Source organism: Mesorhizobium sp. B2-4-6 (assembly GCF_006442775.1).
GTDB lineage: Bacteria > Pseudomonadota > Alphaproteobacteria > Rhizobiales > Rhizobiaceae > Mesorhizobium.
Genome location: NZ_VFVI01000003.1, coordinates 448,432 through 466,505, shown reverse-complemented (window position 1 = coordinate 466,505; position 18,074 = coordinate 448,432). Strand labels below are relative to the sequence as shown.

General features: G+C 65.6%; 19 protein-coding genes. 12 read left to right on the top strand and 7 right to left on the bottom strand.

Annotation, left to right across the window (positions count from 1 at the left end; translation table 11 throughout):
• Positions 1–121 precede the first annotated feature (121 nt).
• The 4 genes from FJ957_RS12375 to FJ957_RS12360 are packed head-to-tail and all read left to right on the top strand — an operon-like array spanning position 122 to position 4,128.
• A complete protein-coding gene (locus FJ957_RS12375; RefSeq protein WP_140831667.1) occupies positions 122–1,000 on the top strand; it encodes an ABC transporter permease in 879 nt (292 codons plus the stop codon).
• Entirely contained in the window at positions 997–1,839 is an 843-nt protein-coding gene (locus FJ957_RS12370; protein ID WP_140831665.1) for an ABC transporter permease, read from the top strand. The genes FJ957_RS12375 and FJ957_RS12370 overlap by 4 nt, the downstream gene beginning before the upstream one ends.
• Positions 1,836–2,978 carry an ABC transporter substrate-binding protein gene (locus FJ957_RS12365; protein WP_140831663.1) on the top strand — a complete coding sequence of 381 codons (1,143 nt, stop codon included), beginning with the start codon at positions 1,836–1,838 and terminating at the stop codon, positions 2,976–2,978. The genes FJ957_RS12370 and FJ957_RS12365 overlap by 4 nt, the downstream gene beginning before the upstream one ends.
• A complete protein-coding gene (locus FJ957_RS12360) occupies positions 2,971–4,128 on the top strand; it encodes an ABC transporter ATP-binding protein (protein WP_140831662.1) in 1,158 nt (385 codons plus the stop codon). The genes FJ957_RS12365 and FJ957_RS12360 overlap by 8 nt, the downstream gene beginning before the upstream one ends.
• A 49-nt stretch (positions 4,129–4,177) precedes the next feature.
• On the opposite strand, the gene FJ957_RS12355 is transcribed toward FJ957_RS12360, so the two are convergent.
• On the bottom strand, positions 4,178–4,393 hold the full coding sequence (locus tag FJ957_RS12355; RefSeq protein WP_140831660.1) for a hypothetical protein: 216 nt from the start codon (positions 4,391–4,393) through the stop codon (positions 4,178–4,180).
• 256 nt (positions 4,394–4,649) lie between these two features.
• On the opposite strand from FJ957_RS12355, the gene FJ957_RS12350 reads away from it, so the two are divergent.
• From FJ957_RS12350 to FJ957_RS12330, 5 genes are all read left to right on the top strand, one after another.
• Complete coding sequence (locus tag FJ957_RS12350) at positions 4,650–4,895, top strand: DUF1127 domain-containing protein (protein WP_181180550.1); 246 nt, start codon at positions 4,650–4,652, stop codon at positions 4,893–4,895.
• 236 nt (positions 4,896–5,131) lie between these two features.
• Positions 5,132–5,710: an OsmC family protein gene (locus FJ957_RS12345; RefSeq protein ID WP_224529713.1), complete on the top strand. Its 579-nt coding sequence runs from the start codon at positions 5,132–5,134 to the stop codon at positions 5,708–5,710.
• Positions 5,711–5,775: 65 nt separating this feature from the next.
• Positions 5,776–6,999, top strand: a complete 1,224-nt coding sequence (locus FJ957_RS12340) for an NAD(P)/FAD-dependent oxidoreductase (protein WP_140831656.1) — start codon at positions 5,776–5,778, stop codon at positions 6,997–6,999.
• Positions 7,000–7,013: 14 nt separating this feature from the next.
• Positions 7,014–8,309: an NAD(P)/FAD-dependent oxidoreductase gene (locus tag FJ957_RS12335; protein ID WP_140831654.1), complete on the top strand. Its 1,296-nt coding sequence runs from the start codon at positions 7,014–7,016 to the stop codon at positions 8,307–8,309.
• The gene (locus tag FJ957_RS12330; RefSeq protein ID WP_181180549.1) at positions 8,306–8,761 is read left to right on the top strand and encodes a MaoC family dehydratase; all 456 of its coding nucleotides are present in this window, start codon (positions 8,306–8,308) and stop codon (positions 8,759–8,761) included. The genes FJ957_RS12335 and FJ957_RS12330 overlap by 4 nt, the downstream gene beginning before the upstream one ends.
• Before the next feature lie 19 nt (positions 8,762–8,780).
• On the opposite strand, the gene FJ957_RS32195 is transcribed toward FJ957_RS12330, so the two are convergent.
• From FJ957_RS32195 to FJ957_RS12300, 6 genes are all read right to left on the bottom strand, one after another.
• The gene (locus FJ957_RS32195; RefSeq protein ID WP_246685817.1) at positions 8,781–10,331 is read right to left on the bottom strand and encodes an alpha/beta fold hydrolase; all 1,551 of its coding nucleotides are present in this window, start codon (positions 10,329–10,331) and stop codon (positions 8,781–8,783) included.
• A 180-nt stretch (positions 10,332–10,511) separates the two neighbouring features.
• Positions 10,512–11,468 (bottom strand): EamA family transporter, encoded by a 957-nt coding sequence (locus tag FJ957_RS12320; RefSeq protein WP_140831652.1) that lies wholly within the window; start codon positions 11,466–11,468, stop codon positions 10,512–10,514.
• A 100-nt stretch (positions 11,469–11,568) separates the two neighbouring features.
• Positions 11,569–11,850 carry a hypothetical protein gene (locus tag FJ957_RS12315; RefSeq protein WP_140785672.1) on the bottom strand — a complete coding sequence of 94 codons (282 nt, stop codon included), beginning with the start codon at positions 11,848–11,850 and terminating at the stop codon, positions 11,569–11,571.
• A 213-nt stretch (positions 11,851–12,063) separates the two neighbouring features.
• Positions 12,064–13,236 carry an FAD-dependent oxidoreductase gene (locus FJ957_RS12310; RefSeq protein WP_140831650.1) on the bottom strand — a complete coding sequence of 391 codons (1,173 nt, stop codon included), beginning with the start codon at positions 13,234–13,236 and terminating at the stop codon, positions 12,064–12,066.
• Between the two features lie 17 nt (positions 13,237–13,253).
• Positions 13,254–14,573, bottom strand: a complete 1,320-nt coding sequence (locus tag FJ957_RS12305) for an aspartate aminotransferase family protein (protein ID WP_140831648.1) — start codon at positions 14,571–14,573, stop codon at positions 13,254–13,256.
• A gap of 129 nt (positions 14,574–14,702) precedes the next feature.
• Positions 14,703–15,680: a GlxA family transcriptional regulator gene (locus FJ957_RS12300; RefSeq protein ID WP_140785669.1), complete on the bottom strand. Its 978-nt coding sequence runs from the start codon at positions 15,678–15,680 to the stop codon at positions 14,703–14,705.
• 220 nt (positions 15,681–15,900) lie between these two features.
• Here FJ957_RS12300 and FJ957_RS12295 point away from each other — a divergent pair, with 220 nt between their 5' ends.
• The 3 genes from FJ957_RS12295 (at position 15,901) to FJ957_RS12285 (ending at position 18,071) form a co-directional block, all read left to right on the top strand.
• Positions 15,901–16,437, top strand: a complete 537-nt coding sequence (locus FJ957_RS12295) for a DUF1629 domain-containing protein (RefSeq protein ID WP_140831647.1) — start codon at positions 15,901–15,903, stop codon at positions 16,435–16,437.
• A gap of 297 nt (positions 16,438–16,734) precedes the next feature.
• Positions 16,735–17,595: a xanthine dehydrogenase family protein subunit M gene (locus FJ957_RS12290; RefSeq protein WP_140831645.1), complete on the top strand. Its 861-nt coding sequence runs from the start codon at positions 16,735–16,737 to the stop codon at positions 17,593–17,595.
• Positions 17,595–18,071: a (2Fe-2S)-binding protein gene (locus tag FJ957_RS12285; RefSeq protein ID WP_140831643.1), complete on the top strand. Its 477-nt coding sequence runs from the start codon at positions 17,595–17,597 to the stop codon at positions 18,069–18,071. The genes FJ957_RS12290 and FJ957_RS12285 overlap by 1 nt, the downstream gene beginning before the upstream one ends.
• Positions 18,072–18,074: the final 3 nt, after the last annotated feature.

Genomic DNA, 18,074 nt, shown 5'->3' with positions numbered 1-18,074 from the left:
GCCCCTCCCCTGGCTGAATCGAATTTGGGCCACCGCCTGTAGACATAGCGGCGGCAATGAAACAATCTTCACTGCGGGAACATAAGCGCGTCTCGAAGAAGGCGCCTACCTTCGGGTGCGCATGAACAATCGCTGGACCTTGTACGATCCACGCCTTGCCTGGATGCTGGTTGCACCGGTGCTTCTGCTGCTGATCTTCTTCCTGGTGCTGCCGATCGCGGTGATGGCGGCCTATACGTTATTCACCTTCGTCACCGCCGGCGTCGAATCCAGCGCGCTGACCACCGCCAACTGGCAGGAATTCTTCACCGACAGCTATTATTCCGGCTTCCTTCTGAAGACGCTGAGGGTCGGCGCGATCACCGCGCTGCTGTGCGGCGTGCTCGGCTATTTCCCGGCCTATTTCATCTGGGCGACGAGCTTCAGGCACAAATGGCTGCTCTTGCTCCTGCTCATCGTGCCGTTCTGGATCAGCTTCACCATCCGCACCTTTTCCTGGATCAACATCCTGGGCGAACAGGGCGTCATCAACGTCACGCTGCTCAAGATGGGTATCATCAACGAGCCGCTGCAGATGCTCTACAACGAGGGCGCGGTGATCCTGGGACTGCTGCACTTCCTCCTGCCCTACATGATCCTCAACGTCTATGTCAGCCTCGAGGGCATCGACCGCACGCTGATCTCGGCCGCGCGCTCGATGGGCTGCACCAGCGCGCAGGCGTTCCGCGAGGTCACGCTTCCCCTCTCCCTGCCGGGCCTGGCGGCGGGCCTGCTGCTCTGTTTCGTACTGGCCGCCGGAAGCTATGTGACGCCGCAGTTGCTCGGCTCGGGCCGCGACGCGCTGTTCGGCAACCTGATCTACGATACCATCATGGGCGAATTGAACTGGCCGCTGGGGGCAACGCTTTCGATCGTGCTGTTCGTCGTGCTCGGCTTCTTCGCCGCCATCTACACCCGCTACATGGGCATGTCGCAGATTGTGAAGGGGTTGGGCGGATGAAGGCTGCGCGACCGAACGGGGAAGGCAGATGGGCCTGGCGGCTGACCGGCTTCGTCACGGTCTGCGTCTACATCTTCATGTTCGCGCCGATCGTGGCGACCGTCATCCTGTCGTTCAATGCCTCGATGTTCGGCGGCTTCCCAATGACCGGCTTTTCGCTGCAATGGTACGCCAAGCTGATGAACAATGACGCGGTGCTGACGGCCTTCCGCACCTCACTGTGGATCGCGCTGGTCACCGCCGTCGCCACCACCGCCATCGGCGTCGTCACGGCCTTCGCGCTGGTGCGTTTCGAGTTCCCGGGCAAGCAGGCGCTGAGCACGCTGGTGATCCTGCCGGCGCTGGTGCCGGAAACCATCCTCGGCGTCGGCCTGCTGGTGCTGATCAAGGCGATCGACCAGCCGCGCACCATGCTGCTCCTGGTGCTCGGCCACATCCTTTTAGCCGTGCCCTATGTGGTGCTGATCGCGCAGGCGCGCATGGTGGGCATAAGGCGCGTCTATGAGGAGGCGGCGCTGTCGCTCGGCGCCTCGCGCTTCTCGTCCTTTCGCGAGATCACGCTGCCGCTGCTGATCCCGGCGGTCGTCGGCGGCGCGCTACTCGCCTTCACCATCTCGTTCGACAACACCTCGGCGAGCCTGTTCTGGCGGCCGGCAGGCGTCGAGACCATGCCCACCCAGATCCTTTCCATGCTGAAAATCTCGATCAGCCCGGAGATCAACGCGCTCGGCACCGTGATGATCCTGGTGACCGTCGGCATCCCGTTGATCGGCGGCCTGATCCTGCAGAGCCTGACGAAGTTGAAGAGACGCGGTGAACCAAAGGAGGAAGTACGATGAAACTGACGACAACCAAGCGGCTGGAACGGCTGCATGACCGGTATGCCAATGGCGATCTGAGCCGCCGCACTTTCCTGACGCTGACGGCGGCAGCGGCCGCATCGGCGGGGCTTTCCCTGCCGTGGATGGGAAGGGCGCTCGCCGCGGTCGAGGAAGTCCGCTTCGATGGCTGGGGCGGCACGGTGCAGGACGCGATCGACAAATTCGCCTTCCAGCCCTACACGGCCAAGACCAAGATCAAGGTGGTGCAAGGCACGTTCGGCGACGAGGACGAGATCATCACCAAGATCAAGACCGCGAAGCCCGGCGACTACCAGGTCATCCATTCCTCGGGCGTCAACTACTACATCAAATACGTCAATGGCGGGCTGACCTCGGAGATCAACGAGGCCAACATTCCCAACATGGTGAATGTGCTGCAGCCGATGATCGAGCCCTTCCGCAAGCTGACGCCGAAGCTGTCGGCCGTGCCTTACGACTACGGCACCACCGGCATCGCCTACAACACCAAAGTGATCTCGCCGGAGGAAGCCAAGGAAAAGGGCGCGGCACTTCTGCTCGACAAGAAATATGCGGGCAAGGTCGGCGGCTATTCCGACATGACGACGCGCGTCTGGTACGCCGCCCTGGCCACCGGACAGGACCCCAACAACCTCAAGGACATGGACACGATCTGGGCCAAGGTGCGCGAAACGCGCGACCTCGCCAAGAAGTTCTGGAGCTCCGGCGCGGAGCTGATGGACCTGCTCTCCAAGGGCGAGATCGTGGTGACCGACGCATGGTCGGGCCGGGTCGCCGCGCTGCAGGACCAGGGCCATCCGATCGGCTATCTCGATCCGGCCGGCTCCTATGCGTGGATGGAGGACATGCTGATCCTGAAGGGCTCGCCGATGACCGAATGCGAGGAGCTGATCAACTTTATGCTCGACCCTGCGACCTCGATCGCGGTGGCCGAGGGCCAGAGCTACCCGCCGTCGCTCGACCCGACCAAGGTCAAGCTGACCGACAAGATCGCGAAGCTGCCGGCTTTCGATCCGACCGGCACGATGAAGGCGCTGACCTTCGCCGATCCAACCTACTGGGCGACCAACGAGGACGCCTGGACCAAGCAGTGGAACAGGATCTCGAAAGGTGCCTGAGGGTCAGGATACGAAAATCCATCCCCGGCCGGCCTCGGCCGGGGCGGAAGGCGCGAGCGCGGCCGCCGGGGCGAACAGCCCGGCGGTCGAGTTTCGCAACATCGACATCGCCTACGGCAAGTTCGTCGCGGTGCGCGATTTCTCTTTGTCGATCCGCAAGGGCAGCTTCGTCACGCTGCTCGGGCCTTCGGGCTGCGGCAAGACGACGATCCTGCGCTCCATCGCCGGGCTGGTCGACATTTCGGCCGGCCAGATCATGATCGGCGGCCGGCGCGTCGACGACGTGCCGATCTACAAGCGCAATATCGGGCTGGTGTTCCAGAGCTATGCGCTCTTTCCCCACAAGACCGTGTTCGACAATGTCGCCTTCGGCCTGAAATACCGCAACGTCGCCAAGCCCGAGATCAAACGCAAGGTCGGCCAGGCGCTCGACATGGTTCGGCTGCCGGGCAGCGAGAAGAAACTGCCCTCCCAATTGTCGGGCGGCCAGCAGCAGCGCATCGCGCTGGCGCGCGCCATCGTCTTCGAGCCGCAGGTGCTTTTGCTCGACGAGCCGCTCTCGGCGCTCGACGCCAACATGCGCGAGGAGATGCGCGTCGAGATCAAGAAGATCCAGAAGGAAACCGGCATCACCGCCATCTTCGTCACGCACGACCAGGAAGAAGCGCTGTCGATGTCGGACCGCATCGTGGTGATGAATGCCGGCTCGGCCGAGCAGATCGGCACGCCGGAAGAGGTCTATGAGCGGCCCGCCACCGCCTTCGTCGCCGACTTCCTCGGCAAGGCCAACATGCTTCCCGGAACGGTGAGCCGATCCGACGGACCGACGACAGTCACGCTGGCCAGTGGCCAGACCGTCAATGTGCTGGCGCCGCAACCGCTGCCGCAAGGAAGCGCCGTCACCGTCGTGGTGCGGCCGCAGAAACTGTCGGTGGGTCGAACGAGCGCCAACCGGTTGCCCGGCCGGGTCGTGTCGGCCTCGTATCTCGGCGGCAGCGCCATCTACGAGGTTGACATAGGCGGCAAGACGAACATCCGCGCCAACGCCCCGATCGACGGCCGCGTTCTCAACGAAGGCGAAGCGATCGAACTCGGCTTCGACGCGGACGATTGCGTCTTGCTGGACGAGGCAGGGCGGCGGATTTCCTGAAGGCCGCGTCCGCCCTGTAATCAGTACGACCCTTGACGGCTATTACAGTTCATTTCTTGGAGAGAAACGCTTTGCAGGCAGGGGTGAGCTCACTGATGTGCTGTTTAAGACAGCTTAACCCCTTTGCATTGTCGACCATCTTGCACACTCGCTGGGCATCCGTCCTGCATGGCGTTTTGTAAGCATCTTTCGCTGAAGCGACGTCGGCGAGGAAAAGCGAACTGGAAGCCAGAAGCGCCAGTCCAAGCGTTTTCTGTTTGCGCATGAGTTAATTCCCCTCTGAACATGAGCATAGTAACGCAGCCATTATATACGCTAGCCCTGATATAATAGGAAGGCAAAGGACTTTGCGACGAAGCGCTCTGTGCCGCATTGGCAAAGGACGATATTTCAAACTGAGACACCACCAGATTCCCACGGCAATTTCGACGCCCGCTCCAACGCTCGCTCCCCCGGTCGTCGGCGACAAGTCCTCCCATTGGTGACGTGAATGATCACGCCGCAAAGAGATGGAGACGACAATGACGAGTTTGGAGCACACCGCCTGTGAACCCGGCCGCGCGGACCTTAGCCTGATTGGCTTTGCCGGCCGCGCGCTGCGGCTTGCCTATCGTGCGATGAGGATGCGCAGCGACCGCGCCGCCATGCAGGCCATGCCCGATCATCTGCTCAAGGACATGGGTATCGGCCGTTCGGAAATCGACCGTTACACCTCGATGCGCTACGCCTCCGACGTCGACGGGATGGACATCCGCAACGCCGGATGACCCTCGATGGCGGTCGTCACCACGCTCTCGACAAGCCCCGGGCTTCCCCGCGCCGGGACTTTTGCGTTCCGGCGCATTCGGGCGTCGACATTCGTTTCAAACGATACATCCAACGCAATTTCCAACGGTAGACGTATGAAAAATTCCACGGTCGCACCCACTCTCGTTCAAACGCTCCATCGGCAAACAGAGGCCGTCACGGCAACCAAGCCGCAAACGAACCTTTGGAGATGAAGATGCAACCCAACACCAAACCTGCACGGCTTCCGCTCAATGGCGTCGACACGCCGAACCTTCTGGCGACGATCAATTTCGTCGCCGGGCAGCCGGAGCTGGCAAAATTCCAGTTCCGCGCCCACAACGAGTGGATCGAGGGCACACACAGCAAGACCGTCATGAATGGCTTCTTCGGCGCAGGCCAGGAGCAGAAGCACGAGAAGCCGCATTATGCCGACGCCGACCATCCGGCGATCCTGTGCGGCGCCGACAATGCGCCGACCCCGGTCGAATGGCTGCTGCACGGGCTGGCGGGCTGCCTGATGGCTGGCGTCGCCAACATTGCCGCCGCACGCGGGATCAAGCTCACCAAGGTGAAGTGCTCGGTCGACGGCGACATCGACCTGCGCGGCATCCTCGGCATTTCCGACGAGGTTCGCAACGGCTTCCAGAACATCCAGGTGTCGTTCGAGATCGAAGGCGACGCGCCGGCCGAGAAGCTGCAGCAGCTGGTCGAGCAGTCGCGCGCCCGTTCGGCCGTGTTCGACGTGCTGACCAAGGGCGTGCCGGTCACCGTCGGCATCAAGACCATCCAGTAAGCCGAAGCCGGCAGGCGATCCGGACCGATCCGGGCCGCCTGCCGCCTCCCAAACGGACCAGAACCATGAGACGCGCGGTCGTCATCATCGGCGCGGGCCAGGCTGGCCTTGCGCTCAGCCATTGCCTCGGCCAGGCCGGTATCGACCATGCCGTGCTGGAGCGCGGCCGCATCGGCGAGCGCTGGCGCTCGCAGAGCTGGCGCTCGCTCAGGCTGCTCACGCCGAACTGGCTGAACGCCCTGCCCGGCTCGCCCTATGAGGGCGGCGATCCCGACGGCTTCATGAGCAAAGGGGCTTTCGTGGAAAGCCTGGAGCGCTACGCCTGGCAGTGGCATGCGCCCGTCGAGACCAATGTCGAGGTCACATCTGTCAAGCGGACCGGCGACGGCTTTGCCTTGCGCACCAGCGCCGGCGAGTGGTCGGCGCGCGCGGTCGTCGTCGCGACAGGACATTGCGACCGGCCGGTCATCCCTTTTTCGGCTGAGACCCTTTGCGGACCTCTCAGCATTCACGCTTCGCAATATCGCTCGCCCGGCGAGCTGCCGGGCGGCGGCGTCCTAGTCGTCGGCGCCTCGTCCTCCGGCGTGCAGATCGCCGACGAACTCGCCCGCTCGGGCCGGCGCGTGGTGCTTTCGGTCGGCAAGCATACGCGCCTGCCCAGAACATGGCGCGGCCAGGATATCTTCTTCTGGCTGTGCGCAATGGGCCTGATGGCGCAGCGCCGGGAAGACCTCGCCAATCCGGAAGGCGCGCGACGCCAGCCGTCGCTGCAGCTCGCCGGCCGGCCCGACAGGGCCGATGTCGATCTCGCCACGCTGCAGGCGTTCGGCGTGGAGCTGACCGGGCGGGTGCGCGGCGTCGGCGACCGCGAGATCGCCTTCGCCGGCGACCTTGGCCAGCACATCGCTGCGGCGGAAGCGAAGCAGGCGCGCCTGCTCGACCAGATCGACCGCTTCACGGGCGCGGCGACACCATACCGGCCCGATCCGGTAGCGATGCCGGCGGCGTGCGCGGACCGGCTGTCGCTCACCGACGGATCGATCCGCAGCATCGTCTGGGCGACTGGCTATGCGCGCTCGCTCGGCTGGCTGGAGCCGCTGGCGCTCGGCGCCGACGGCGAGCTCGCGCATCAGGGCGGCGTCACCAGCGTGCCCGGCCTCTACGCGCTCGGCTTCCGCTTCCTGCGCAAGCGCGATTCCAACTTCATCGGCGGCGTCGGCGCGGACGCCGAGGCGATCGCCGCCGAAATCTCGCGTCATCTCGACTGCAACGGCCGCAAGGCGGCCTGAGGATCACGACCACCATGGCAACCAATCCCATCTCCCTCATGGCCACCCCCAGGCGCGGCCACTACGACGCCATCATCGTCGGCGCGCGCTGCGCGGGTGCGGCGACCGCGATGCTGCTCGCCCGCGCGGGTCTCAAGGTGCTTGCGATCGACCGCAAGCCCTACGGCTCCGACACACTGTCGACGCATGCGCTGATGCGACCGGCCGTGTTGCAGCTTTGGCGCTGGGGCCTGCTCGAGCCGCTGCTCAGGGCCGGGACGCCGCCGATCGAGACGACGACCTTCCACTATGGCGAGGAGGAGATCGCCGTCCCGCTCGCCGCCGGTTCGGACCTTCCCGGGCTGATCGCGCCGCGGCGCACGGTGCTCGACCGCATCCTGGTCGATGCGGCGCGCAAGGCCGGCGCGGAGGTCCTGCACGAGGTGGCGGTCGGCGACCTCTTCGCCGGCACGCGCGGGCGCGTGCGCGGCATCGAAATCCGCGCCGCCGGCCGCGCATCCGTGAGGGTCAGCGCCGATATCGTGGTCGGCGCCGACGGCATCGGCTCGCTGGTGGCGAAATGCGTTGACGCCCAGCCCTTGCGGCGCGGCGCAGTGTCGGCCGCCCATGTCTATGGCTATGCGCCGGTCGAGCCGGGCGCCGGCTATCACTGGTACTTCCGCGACGGGATCGCCGGCTCGTTCATCCCGACCAATGACGGCCTCGCCTGCATCGTCGCCTCGGTGCCGACGAGCCTGTTCGACCAGCGCTTCCGCCTCGGCCACGCCCGCGCCCGCATGGACGTGCTCGAAGCGCTTTCGCCGGCGCTGGCAGCACAAGCGGCCCAGGCGCCGAAGGACGCCCGCCTGCAGGCGTTCCGGGGCGTGCCGGGCTATATACGTCAGGCGCACGGCCCCGGATGGGCGCTGGTGGGTGACGCCGGCTTCTTCCGCGACCCGATCACCTCGCACGGCATTTCCGATGCGCTGCGCGACGCCGAGAGCCTCGCGCGCGCCATCCTCGACGGGTCCGACGCGGCATTCGCGATCTGGCAGCAGCAGCGCGACATGATCGCCAACCAGATCCTGGACACCACGGACGCCGTCGCCGGCTTCGACTGGACGCTCGACGATATCGGCGAGCGGCATCGCCGCTTCAGCGCCGTGCTGAAAGCCGAGGTGCAGGCGCTGGCCGGGCAGTCCATGCCGGCCCGCCGTGCCCCTTCGTCTGCATCGCGGCCGACGGCCCACCGGGCGCCGGCCAACCAGGACGAGCCGCCGGCCTCGGCCGGCTCGAACCTCAATCGCAACCGAACCGGAGCAAGACCATGACTGTGCATGCGATGAAGGACGGGTGGGTCGGTGTCATCAAAGGGCGACCGCAATTGGGCGCCTTCGCCCAGCGCTCGCGGCGCACGCAGCCTCAGGATATCGACGCCTTCGCCGAGATGACCGGCGACCGCAATCCGCTGCATTACGACAAGGCGCTGGCCGAGGCTTCGGTGTTCGGCAAGCTCATCGTGCAGGGCGGCGTCACCTCAGGCATCCTGAACGCGGTGGTGGCGGAAGAGCTGCCCGGCCCCGGCTCGGTGTTCCTCGAAGTCTCGTGGAAATTCGTCAAGGCGGTCGGCGTCGGCGAATTGATCACCGGCCGCGTCGAGGTCAAGGACGTGCGCGCCGACAAGCCGATCACAAAGCTGGAGACATCGGTGCGCAACGAAGCCGGCGAGCTTTGCCTCACCGGCACCGCCACGGTGTTCACCGTGCCATTGGCCGGGGGCTGAGAGCTTCTGGACCGCTTGGCTACGCGCCCGCCGTGTCGGCGATGAAGGCGCGGACGTGGTCGATGAACTCCTCGAAGGCGGGCTCGCCTTCGAGGAGGATATGGTTCTGACTCTCGAGCTCGATGAAGCGCGCGCCGGGAATGCCGGCGGCCATGGTGCGCCCGGATTCGACGGGAGCGACGTTGTCGTCCCGCGCGTGCAGCACCAGCGTCGGCACGCGCACCTTCTCCAGCAAGTCGCTGACATCGATCACGGAAAAGGCGCTCTGCAGGCGCCAGGCATCGTCGGGCGAGACGGTGCGCAGCATCAGATCGTCCATCCAAGCGAAATGCTCGTGCGTGGCGCCGGGGATGAACATGGAGCAGAAGGCCTGGCGGAACATCGGGTTCGGCTTGCCCCAGCTCTCGCGCATCAGCGTCGCGGCGGCCTCGCGCGTCGCGATCTCGCCCGCGTCGCCCCGCGCCCGCCAACCTTTGACGTAGCCGCCATAAAGGATCATGCCCGAGACGCGCTCGGGATGGCGGATGGCGTAGGCGATCGAAACCGCGCAGCTCTGCGACAGGCCGAGCAAGGTGAAGCGGTCGAGCCCCGTTGCCTCGACCACGCATTCGAGGTCCGACAGCATGGTCTCGAACGAGATATCGACGACATGCCTTTGCGAAAGGCCGTTGCAGCGCTCGTCATAGCGCACCAGCCGGTTCCGGCGCGACAGTTCCCGCATCCAGTGCCGCCAGATCGGGCTGTCCCAGTCGAAGGTGAGATGCGACATCCAGTGCGCGGCGCGCAGGATCGCAGGGCCGCTGCCGGTGCTGGCATGGGCGAGCCTGGTGCCGTCGAGAGCACGGCAGAATTGCACGGCGCGGCCGGGATCCTGCGATGACGCGGATTTCAACGGGGCTTGCGGCCGCCGGGCGGAACCGGACTGCGATGCGCGACCCGTGGCTTGAGCAGCGGCCGACCGGACCCTGTCCTCCAGCGCCTCGGTCTCGGCGGCGAGCCTCGCATCGTCGGGCACGAGGCTGCGCAGGCGCTGGGCAAAGGGCAGCGCCCGCCGCGGCTGGTCCGCCAGGCGCTCGACCAGCTCGCGCAGGATGCCGAGCTCGACGATCTCCACCTCGCTGGCGATGGCCTGCCGCCAGGCTTCATAGTCGAAGCAGCGCTCGAGCGAGAGGTCGGCAAGAAAGCCGCCACGGATCGAGGCCAGGACGGCTTCGAGCTCCTCGGTCGAGCGGGAGGAAAGGTCGGCCTTCACCAGCGGCGCCAGCCGCGCGTAATCCGTCGCGACATTGAGCGCGACGGCGTTGCGATCGGCGGCAAGGGCTGTTTCAACGCCGCCCAGGACCTGGCGGATCTTGGACAGGCTCCAGCGCAAGGCGCCGCGCGGATCGTCGGGGACGTCCCAGAATATCTCGCACAACCGCTCGCGCTGGTGCTGCCTGGCGGTGACGGCAAGGTAGGCGAGCAGCGCCCGCGTCTTGCGCGACGGCGGCAGGTCAAGCGGCTGGCCGTCGCGCATAACCTGAAAATCGCCAAGCACGCGCAGTTCCAGCATGTGCTGATCGCCCTTCATGCGTCCACGCGCTTGTCGATCGCCATGATCCCCCTTCGGCCTTGGCCGGCGCCGCCAAAGGCAGCCGCTCGCCATAGCAAAATCGGCTAATTTAGGGAAGCGTGGTCCGAGCGGCTCACGGCCGAGGAACCAAATCGACTTGGCGGCGCAGACAGCCGGTCGACGCTATTTGCCGTTCCCTCACGCCTTTGCCGCAAGCGCCCTCGGCTTGATGACCGTCGCCAGCACGACCCCGACTACGATGAAGGCGGTGCCGAGCAGATCGTAGTCATGCAGGCTCTCGCCGAGCAGCAGATAGGCAAGCACGGCGACGAACAGCGTCTGCAGGTAGAGCAGCATGCTTGCCCGGCTTGCGCCCAGCGCCTCCACGCTTTTGTTGTAGAGATAATACATCAGCGCCCCGCCTGGCCCCGCCAGATAGGCGAGCGCGAGCAGGCCATTGCCGTTCAGGGCAGAGCGCTCGTCGTTGAAGATTTCCCACAGGTGGAACGGCAGCGCGACCAGCGCGCCGGCACCGAGCAAAAGCACGACCAGCGGCAAGAGCTCAAGGCCGAACTTGGAGCGGCGCAGCAGCACCGTATAGAGCGCCCAGCAGAAGGCGCTGCCGACGATCCACAATTCGCCGATGTTGAACCGCAGTTGCACCAGCGCATCCAGCTTGCCATGCGCGACGATCACCAGCATGCCGGCAAGTGCCGCAACCGCGCCGAGCGACTTCCAGAGTCCGAGCGGCTCGCCAAGCACCAAGCGCGCCAGCACCATGGTCATGATCGGCGACATCGCCATGATGATGCCGGCCGTGGTGGCGTCGGTGTCGTTCAGGCCATGGTAGATCATGCCCTGGCAGAGCGTGAGGCCGATCGCCCCCACGGCGACGATCTCCAAGGGCCGGGATTTGAGAAGCGCAATCATCGCGCCGTGATGGCGGTGCACCATCGGCAAAAGGATGGCGCAGGCCAGCAAGAGCCGCCAGAAACACAGCCCCCACGGCGGCATTTCCGGCGCCACCCATTTGGCCGCGATATAGACGCCGGCCGAGAGCAGCCAGCACAGCACGGCAGTGGGATAGCCTCCCAGGTATGCTACCGCGGCGATGGCCGGCGGTTCCGGCTGATGGACTATCGGTATCGCCTGCATCGCATGCCCCCGTTCGATGAACGTCAGCCCAGACGTAGCCGGTAGTCTACCTCATCCCGGGGGTGTTACATATGGCTCCGACAAAGCCGTCCGGCAGAGATCAATGCGGCGTGTCGCTGGCCATGTGCAGATGCTCCCAGGCCGAGCCGACGCGACCATGGAACTGTGATGCGAATCGTTCGGCTTCGATGTCTTCGAGGCCGTCGTCGACAAGGGCCTCGATGCTCCGCCGCAGCAGGGCGAGCTGCATCTGCCGCGCATGCCTTGCGTCGGTTTCGCGCATGATGGCCGTGACGTGATAGGCTACGACCGGCTGGCCAAGGCAGGACAGAAGCGCGCTCGACCCTGCAGTCGCTGCAGTGACCGCTTCCTCGATATTCATTCCGGCGCTCCCTCATCTAAGATGCTGGGCGCCTCCCCGGCAGACGGCGACGGTATCGGCCGCTCTTTTCCAATTTTTGGCAGTCGCGAGATCATCGCTCGCGGCCAAAATCAGTATCCTCCAGAACCCTATTAAAGGCGACCGGATAGTTAATTGATGGTTAACGGCAAAGCTCGCATCTTAGGCATCCGGCTTGGCCTGAAAACGCATCGGTCAGTGACCCGGGATGTTTCGCCCGGTCGATGGCGCGAGGCTCTGCGAACCAGGGACCGACACCGGCGCGCCGTGAAGCACCCAGTCCGCCGCGATTTGCCCTATCACCGGGGCGAGCTGGATGCCGTAGCCGCCGGCGCCGGCAGCGGTGATCAATGTCGGCTCCGAAAGATCTATCGGCCCGACGAAGGGGCGATGGTCGGCTGTCACGGGATAAAGGCCCGCCCAGCCCCGGCCGAGCCGCGCGCCAGGCAGATCGGGCACGCGCTCCAGAAGCAGCTCCGCCAGGTCGACCTTCGACTGCTCCTCGCACTGGTCGTTGTAGTTGTCGGGATCCTCGGGCGCGATCGACTTCACCTTGTGGATCTCGGCGATCAGCTCGCCCGGCTTTTCGTGGCGGAAGTTGAGCCCGCTGCCTTCGCCGTTCACGAGGTCCATGACCATCGGCATGGTGTAGCCGAGCGGCTCGTCGAGATGGATGACGACGGCTTCGTGGCGCTCGGGCCAGATGTGCAGACGCTGGCCGAAAAGCGCGGCCACCTGCGGCGCCCAAGCGCCGCCCGCATTGACCACGGCATCGCAGTCGATCAGTCTTGGCTTGCCATCGATCGGGTCGCCGCTGGTTTCCAGCGTGTAGCCGCTCGGCCGTCGTTGCACGCCGAGCAGCTTGCGGTACTGGTGGATCTCGCCGCCCTTGGCGCGGACGATGCCGGCCAGGAAATTGCACATTTCGTGCGGGTCGAGGAAGCCGTTGTCGGGCCCGAACAACCCGCCTTCGAGCCCGTCAGGATTGATGTGCGGCACGAGGTCCCTGAGTTCGTTGGCGCGGAGCAGGCGCGACCTTAGCCCCGCTTCGCCCAGGATCTCGACCGATCTCGCGAACAGCTCCATCTGGGCCGGCGTGCGCGCCAGCCGCAGATAACCGATATGGTTGAAGCGAAGCCCCTCGCCCTCCCACTGGCGGAACCGGCGCAGCGAATAGACGCGCAGCATGATCTCGAACGGGTCGGTCAGTTGCGATCCGACGACGCCGACCGACCGGCCGCTCGACCCAGAAGCGATAGACTGGGCTTCGAGCACCGTGACGCGCGCGCCTTGCTCGACAAGGTTGAGCGCCGTGCACATGCCGAGCGTGCCCGCGCCGATCACCACGACATGAGGAGCAACTGTCATCTGTGGCCCGTCCGCTTTCACGACTGCGCGGCGACGTCGCCCAAGGCCTCGTCGATCGCTTGAAGAATGGCGCCGGCATCCGCTTCGGTCATCGGCGTCGACAGCGCGAACAGGCCGTAGCTGGCGGAGAGCACGCCACGGCCAAGCAGGCCCTTGTGGAAGGCGTCGAATCTTTTCCGCTCAGCCTGGCCGGGATAGATGGAGCGGTAATCCGTGACCGGATGCGACGTGAAATGAACCTTGAACAGCGAGCCGAGGCCGACGCATTGGCCGGCAAGCCCATGCTTCTCGAACGAGGCGGTGACCCCGTCGCGCGATAACTTCCCGAGACGGTCGAGATGGGCAAAGCTCTCTTTCGTCAGAGCCTGCATCGAGGCAAGGCCGGCGCGCATGGTGACCGGATTGGCGGTGAAGGTGCCGCCATGCGGAAGCGCTGGTTTGCCGGCGGTCGGATCGAACACCGCCATGACATCAGCGCGCCCGCCCACGGCGCCGACAGGAAAACCGCCGCCGATGATTTTTCCGAGCGCCGTCAGGTCGGGCTCGATGCCCCACAGCCCTTGCGCGCCCGACCATCCCAGCCGGAACGAGATGACCTCGTCGAAGATGACCAGCGCGCCCGCCGCGTGTGCGATTTCCACCATGGCGTGAAGGTAGTCCCGGCGCGCCGGGATCAATCCCGCGCGGTTGGGCATCGGGTCGATCAGCACCGCCGCGACGGTGTTACCCTCGGCGGCGAAGACGGCGCGCAGCGCCTCGCTGTCGTTGAAGGGCACGGCGATCACGTTGTCCAGCACGCCGCGCGGCGTGCCCCTGGCGTAGGGCGTGGACCTCGGCAGATCGCCCCAGTCGGCGGGCGACGAGTCGAGGCTGACCTCGGCGAAATCGTAGGAACCGTGATAGGCGCCCTCGATCTTGACGATCTTCGGCCGTCCGGTGAAGGCGCGCGCGGCCTTGATCGCCATCATCACGCCTTCGGTGCCGGAGTTGGTGAAGCGGACCTGGTCGACCGAGGGCAGCCGCTCGACCAGGAGTTCGGCTAGCTCGATCTCGCTCAGCGTCGGGGCGCCGAAGGCCGTGCCGGAGGGCAATTGATCGGCTACTGCCGCGGTGACGTCCGGATGCGCGTAGCCATGGATCATCGAGGTGAAATTGTTGATGCAGTCGTAATAGGGATTGCCGTCGACATCCCAGACCCTGCACCCCTCGCCGCGCGCGGCGTAGATCGGAAACGGATCGACGAAGACCGTGGTGCGCGTGTTGCCGCCCGGCATCACCTTCCTGGCGCGCTCGAACAGGGTTTTCGATCCGGGCATGGCGTCGGGATAATGCGGCATGGCTCTCCGAAGGCGAATTCGACTTGTTGAAACGGCGGCGCATCCGCCGCTCGTCACGAAGCTAAGGTTCGTTTCCGCGCCGGCGCAATCGGCCAGGCCGGGCATGCGACCCGACCAGGGGCATCCCGATCATTTCGCGGCGGCTGCAGCCGCCCGGTTCGGGTGCCTGAGATTGGTCGGCGTGATGCCGGTCTGCTGGCGGAAGACGCGGCTGAAATGGCCGGCATTGGCAAAGCCGCAGCGATAGGCGATCTCGCCGATCGCCAGGTCGCTGCCTTCCAGCAACGACCTGGCGTAATGAACCCGCAGCGCCAGATAGGCGGCCATCGGGCCGATGCCGAGCTCGGCGCCGAACAGGCGCTCGAGCTGGCGGCGCGAGCAGTTCTGCCTGGCGGCGATCTCGGCCACGGGGATCGGCTCCTGCAGATTGCTTTCCATCAGGAGCAGCGCCCGCTTCACGGCGCGGCTCGCGGCCGCGGGGAAAAGGTCGCCGACCGGCTGCACGTCGCGGCTGGAGCGGATGCGGTCGAGCACCAGGATTTTCGCCGCCTTCTCCGCCGCCTTCTGGCCGATGAATTGCGAGACGAAATAGCCGGCGAGGTCGGCCGCTCCCGTGCCGCCGGCGCAGGTGGCGCGGCCGCGGTCGACGGAATAGAGGCTGTCGGCATGGGCGCTCACATCGGGGAACTCGGCGCGAAAATCCTTGATGTGGAACCAGCTGACCGCGGCGCTGTAGCCGTCGAGCAGGCCATAGCGCGCCAGCACGAAGCTGCCGGTGCAGAGCGCGGTGAGCGGCACGCCTTTCGCGGCGGCGCGCAGCAGGAACGCTTCCTTTTCCGAACTCAGCTTGCGGTTGGTGTCGAGCAGGCCGCCGACCACCACGACATTGTCGAAATCCTCCGGATTGCCCATCGCCCTGGTCGGCAGCAGTTCGACGCCGCAGCTGGCGCGGATCGGCAGGCCGCGCTCGCCGACGATCTCCCAGTCGAACTCGATCCTGCGGCTGCGGTCGCCCTCGTCGCCGGCCAGCCTCAGCGTATCGATGAACAGCGACAGCGGCGACAAGGTGAAATCGCGCACCAGGAGAAATGCGAACTTCTTGGCCATTCTTGCGCGATCCGACCTCTCATTCGAGCCAGGCGCCATCCTGGACCGCCAGCCGCGACGTTTATCAACCGGCGAACGGACTGGATAGCGCGTGGCCTTGAATAGCGGTTTGGACCGTTGCATGATTCCTCGCGCGCGCTTTCGGCGACCGCCGGGCGTCGCAATCCGGCACGGCGCCATCATCGCCGGACCTTCATCGAAACCGCGGAGCCATCGGGCGATGACGACCATCCATCAATTCGCTGTGTCGGAAGGGCAGGAATGGGTGCTGCCGGTCGATGACGAGACCTACGAGGAGTTCTTCGGCCTCGACGGACGCTCGCTCGAGGGCTGGCAGCCGCCGTTGATGCGGCGCGTCGAGGAAGGCGAGCGGCTCTATTCCGATTTTCCCTGGCTCGGCGAGCACGCGCCGCTTTTACGCCAGCCGGCCGTCGACGCGCTGGCGGCGGCGCTGCGGCCCTATGGCGAGCTTGTCGCGCTGCGCGGCGAGAAGGTCTGGCTGCTCAACGTCACCAATGTGATCGACGCGCTGGACGAGGCGCGCTCGCAGATCGTGCGGTTCGAGGACGGCGACATATTGGCGATCGAGCGCTACGCCTTCGACGCGGAAAAGATCGGGACGGCGGAAGTGTTCAAGCTGCCGATGCGGGCCTCCCCGGTCTTCGTCAATGAGGTGTTCGTCGAACGGGTCCGCAAGGCCGGGTTGCGCAACGTGTCGTTCGAGCCGCTATGGACATCGGGAACGGCAATCGCTTGACGAATAACAGCTATTCCAATCATTGAGGTGGCGTCGCCCCTCATCCGCCCTGCCCGCACCTTCTCCAGGGCAATCGCATGGGTGGTTCCTCCGCTCCGTCGCTACTTCGCAGCGCCGAGACGGAGTGGGGGAACCCCTAGGCGATTTGGCCGCATCCGCTGTGCCGCCGCCCTGGCCCGTCCGCTGGGCGCATCTGGAGCATCGCTCTGGCCCAACCCGGACATGCACGAACGGGATGGCCATTATAACCAGACGCTTTATAACGGTCGCTGACATAGCGACGACCAAGGGGAGACGATGCGTTACATACGTCCGCTTTCAATCGAAGATGCCGTTGGCGAGCTCGCCAAGGCGGTAGGACCGGCCGCGATCCTGGCCGGGGGCAGTGACCTTTTGGTGAGGATGAAGGGCGGCTTCATCGAGCCCGAACTGATCGTCGACATCAAGGCGATCGGTGGCCTGGCCGACGTCACCGAAACGGCCGACGGGTTCCGGATCGGCGCCGCGGTGCCCTGCGCGGTGCTGGGCGAGAACAAGGCGCTGCGCAAGGCATGGCCGGGCGTGGTCGAGGCGGCCAACCTGATCGGTTCCAAGCAGGTGCAGGGCCGCTGCACCATCACCGGCAATCTGTGCAACGCCTCGCCCGCCGCCGACAGCGTGCCGGCGCTGGTGGCGGCCGCGGCACAAGCGGTTGTTGCCGGGCCTTCGGGCAAGCGCACCATCGCGGTGGAGAGCGTGCCGACCGGACCGGGCCGCACGTCTTTAGCCAAGGGCGAGATCATCGAGGCGATCCTGCTCGACAAGCGGCCTGACCATGCGGGCGACGCCTATCTGCGCTTCATTCCGCGCACCGAGATGGACATCGCGGTGGTGAGCGCCGGCGTCAACCTGACGCTGGACGATCACGGCGCGATCAAGACCGCCCGCGTGGCGCTGGGCGCCGCCGCGCCCACGGTGCTTCTGGTCGAGGAAGCAGGCCAGGTGCTGATCGGCTCGAAGCTCGACGAAGGAACATTGGAGCGGCTGGCCAAGATCTGCTCCGGCGCCTGCCGCCCGATCGACGACAAGCGCGGCACCATCGAATTCAGACGGAAAGTCGCGGGCGTGCTGGCGCAAAGGGCCGCCGCTATCGCCTACAAGCGTGCGGGAGGCAAATAATGGCCGGTCTAGCTGTATCAACCACGATCAACGGCGACGCCGTCGAATATCTCTGCCAGCCCGACGAGACGCTGCTGGACGTGCTGCGCGACCGGCTGGGGCTGACCGGCGCCAAGGAAGGCTGCGGCACCGGCGACTGCGGCGCCTGCAGCGTCATCGTCGATGGCCGCCTGGTCTGCTCCTGCCTGGTGCTGGGCGCGGAAGCCGAGGGCCGCAAGGTCGAGACCATCGAGGGCATGGCGCATGGCGACCAGTTGCACCCGCTGCAGCAGAAATTCCTGGAGCACGCGGCCTTGCAATGCGGCATCTGCACGCCAGGTTTCCTGATTGCGGCCAAGGACCTGCTGGAGAAGAACCCCTCGCCCACCGAGGAGGAAATCCGCTTCGGGCTGGCTGGGAACCTGTGCCGCTGCACCGGCTATGACAAGATCGTGCGCGCCGTCCAGGACGCGGCGGAAGTGATGAAGGGAGCGTAATCC

Coding starts and splice junctions, on each gene's coding strand:
- FJ957_RS12375 (WP_140831667.1), top strand. CDS start 122: ATGAACAATCGCTGGACCTTGTACGATCCACGCCTTGCCTGGATGCTG.
- FJ957_RS12370 (WP_140831665.1), top strand. CDS start 997: ATGAAGGCTGCGCGACCGAACGGGGAAGGCAGATGGGCCTGGCGGCTG.
- FJ957_RS12365 (WP_140831663.1), top strand. CDS start 1,836: ATGAAACTGACGACAACCAAGCGGCTGGAACGGCTGCATGACCGGTAT.
- FJ957_RS12355 (WP_140831660.1), bottom strand. CDS start 4,393: ATGCGCAAACAGAAAACGCTTGGACTGGCGCTTCTGGCTTCCAGTTCG.
- FJ957_RS12350 (WP_181180550.1), top strand. CDS start 4,650: ATGACGAGTTTGGAGCACACCGCCTGTGAACCCGGCCGCGCGGACCTT.
- FJ957_RS12345 (WP_224529713.1), top strand. CDS start 5,132: ATGCAACCCAACACCAAACCTGCACGGCTTCCGCTCAATGGCGTCGAC.
- FJ957_RS12340 (WP_140831656.1), top strand. CDS start 5,776: ATGAGACGCGCGGTCGTCATCATCGGCGCGGGCCAGGCTGGCCTTGCG.
- FJ957_RS12335 (WP_140831654.1), top strand. CDS start 7,014: ATGGCAACCAATCCCATCTCCCTCATGGCCACCCCCAGGCGCGGCCAC.
- FJ957_RS12330 (WP_181180549.1), top strand. CDS start 8,306: ATGACTGTGCATGCGATGAAGGACGGGTGGGTCGGTGTCATCAAAGGG.
- FJ957_RS32195 (WP_246685817.1), bottom strand. CDS start 10,331: ATGAAGGGCGATCAGCACATGCTGGAACTGCGCGTGCTTGGCGATTTT.
- FJ957_RS12320 (WP_140831652.1), bottom strand. CDS start 11,468: ATGCAGGCGATACCGATAGTCCATCAGCCGGAACCGCCGGCCATCGCC.
- FJ957_RS12315 (WP_140785672.1), bottom strand. CDS start 11,850: ATGAATATCGAGGAAGCGGTCACTGCAGCGACTGCAGGGTCGAGCGCG.
- FJ957_RS12310 (WP_140831650.1), bottom strand. CDS start 13,236: ATGACAGTTGCTCCTCATGTCGTGGTGATCGGCGCGGGCACGCTCGGC.
- FJ957_RS12305 (WP_140831648.1), bottom strand. CDS start 14,573: ATGCCGCATTATCCCGACGCCATGCCCGGATCGAAAACCCTGTTCGAG.
- FJ957_RS12300 (WP_140785669.1), bottom strand. CDS start 15,680: ATGGCCAAGAAGTTCGCATTTCTCCTGGTGCGCGATTTCACCTTGTCG.
- FJ957_RS12295 (WP_140831647.1), top strand. CDS start 15,901: ATGACGACCATCCATCAATTCGCTGTGTCGGAAGGGCAGGAATGGGTG.
- FJ957_RS12290 (WP_140831645.1), top strand. CDS start 16,735: ATGCGTTACATACGTCCGCTTTCAATCGAAGATGCCGTTGGCGAGCTC.
- FJ957_RS12285 (WP_140831643.1), top strand. CDS start 17,595: ATGGCCGGTCTAGCTGTATCAACCACGATCAACGGCGACGCCGTCGAA.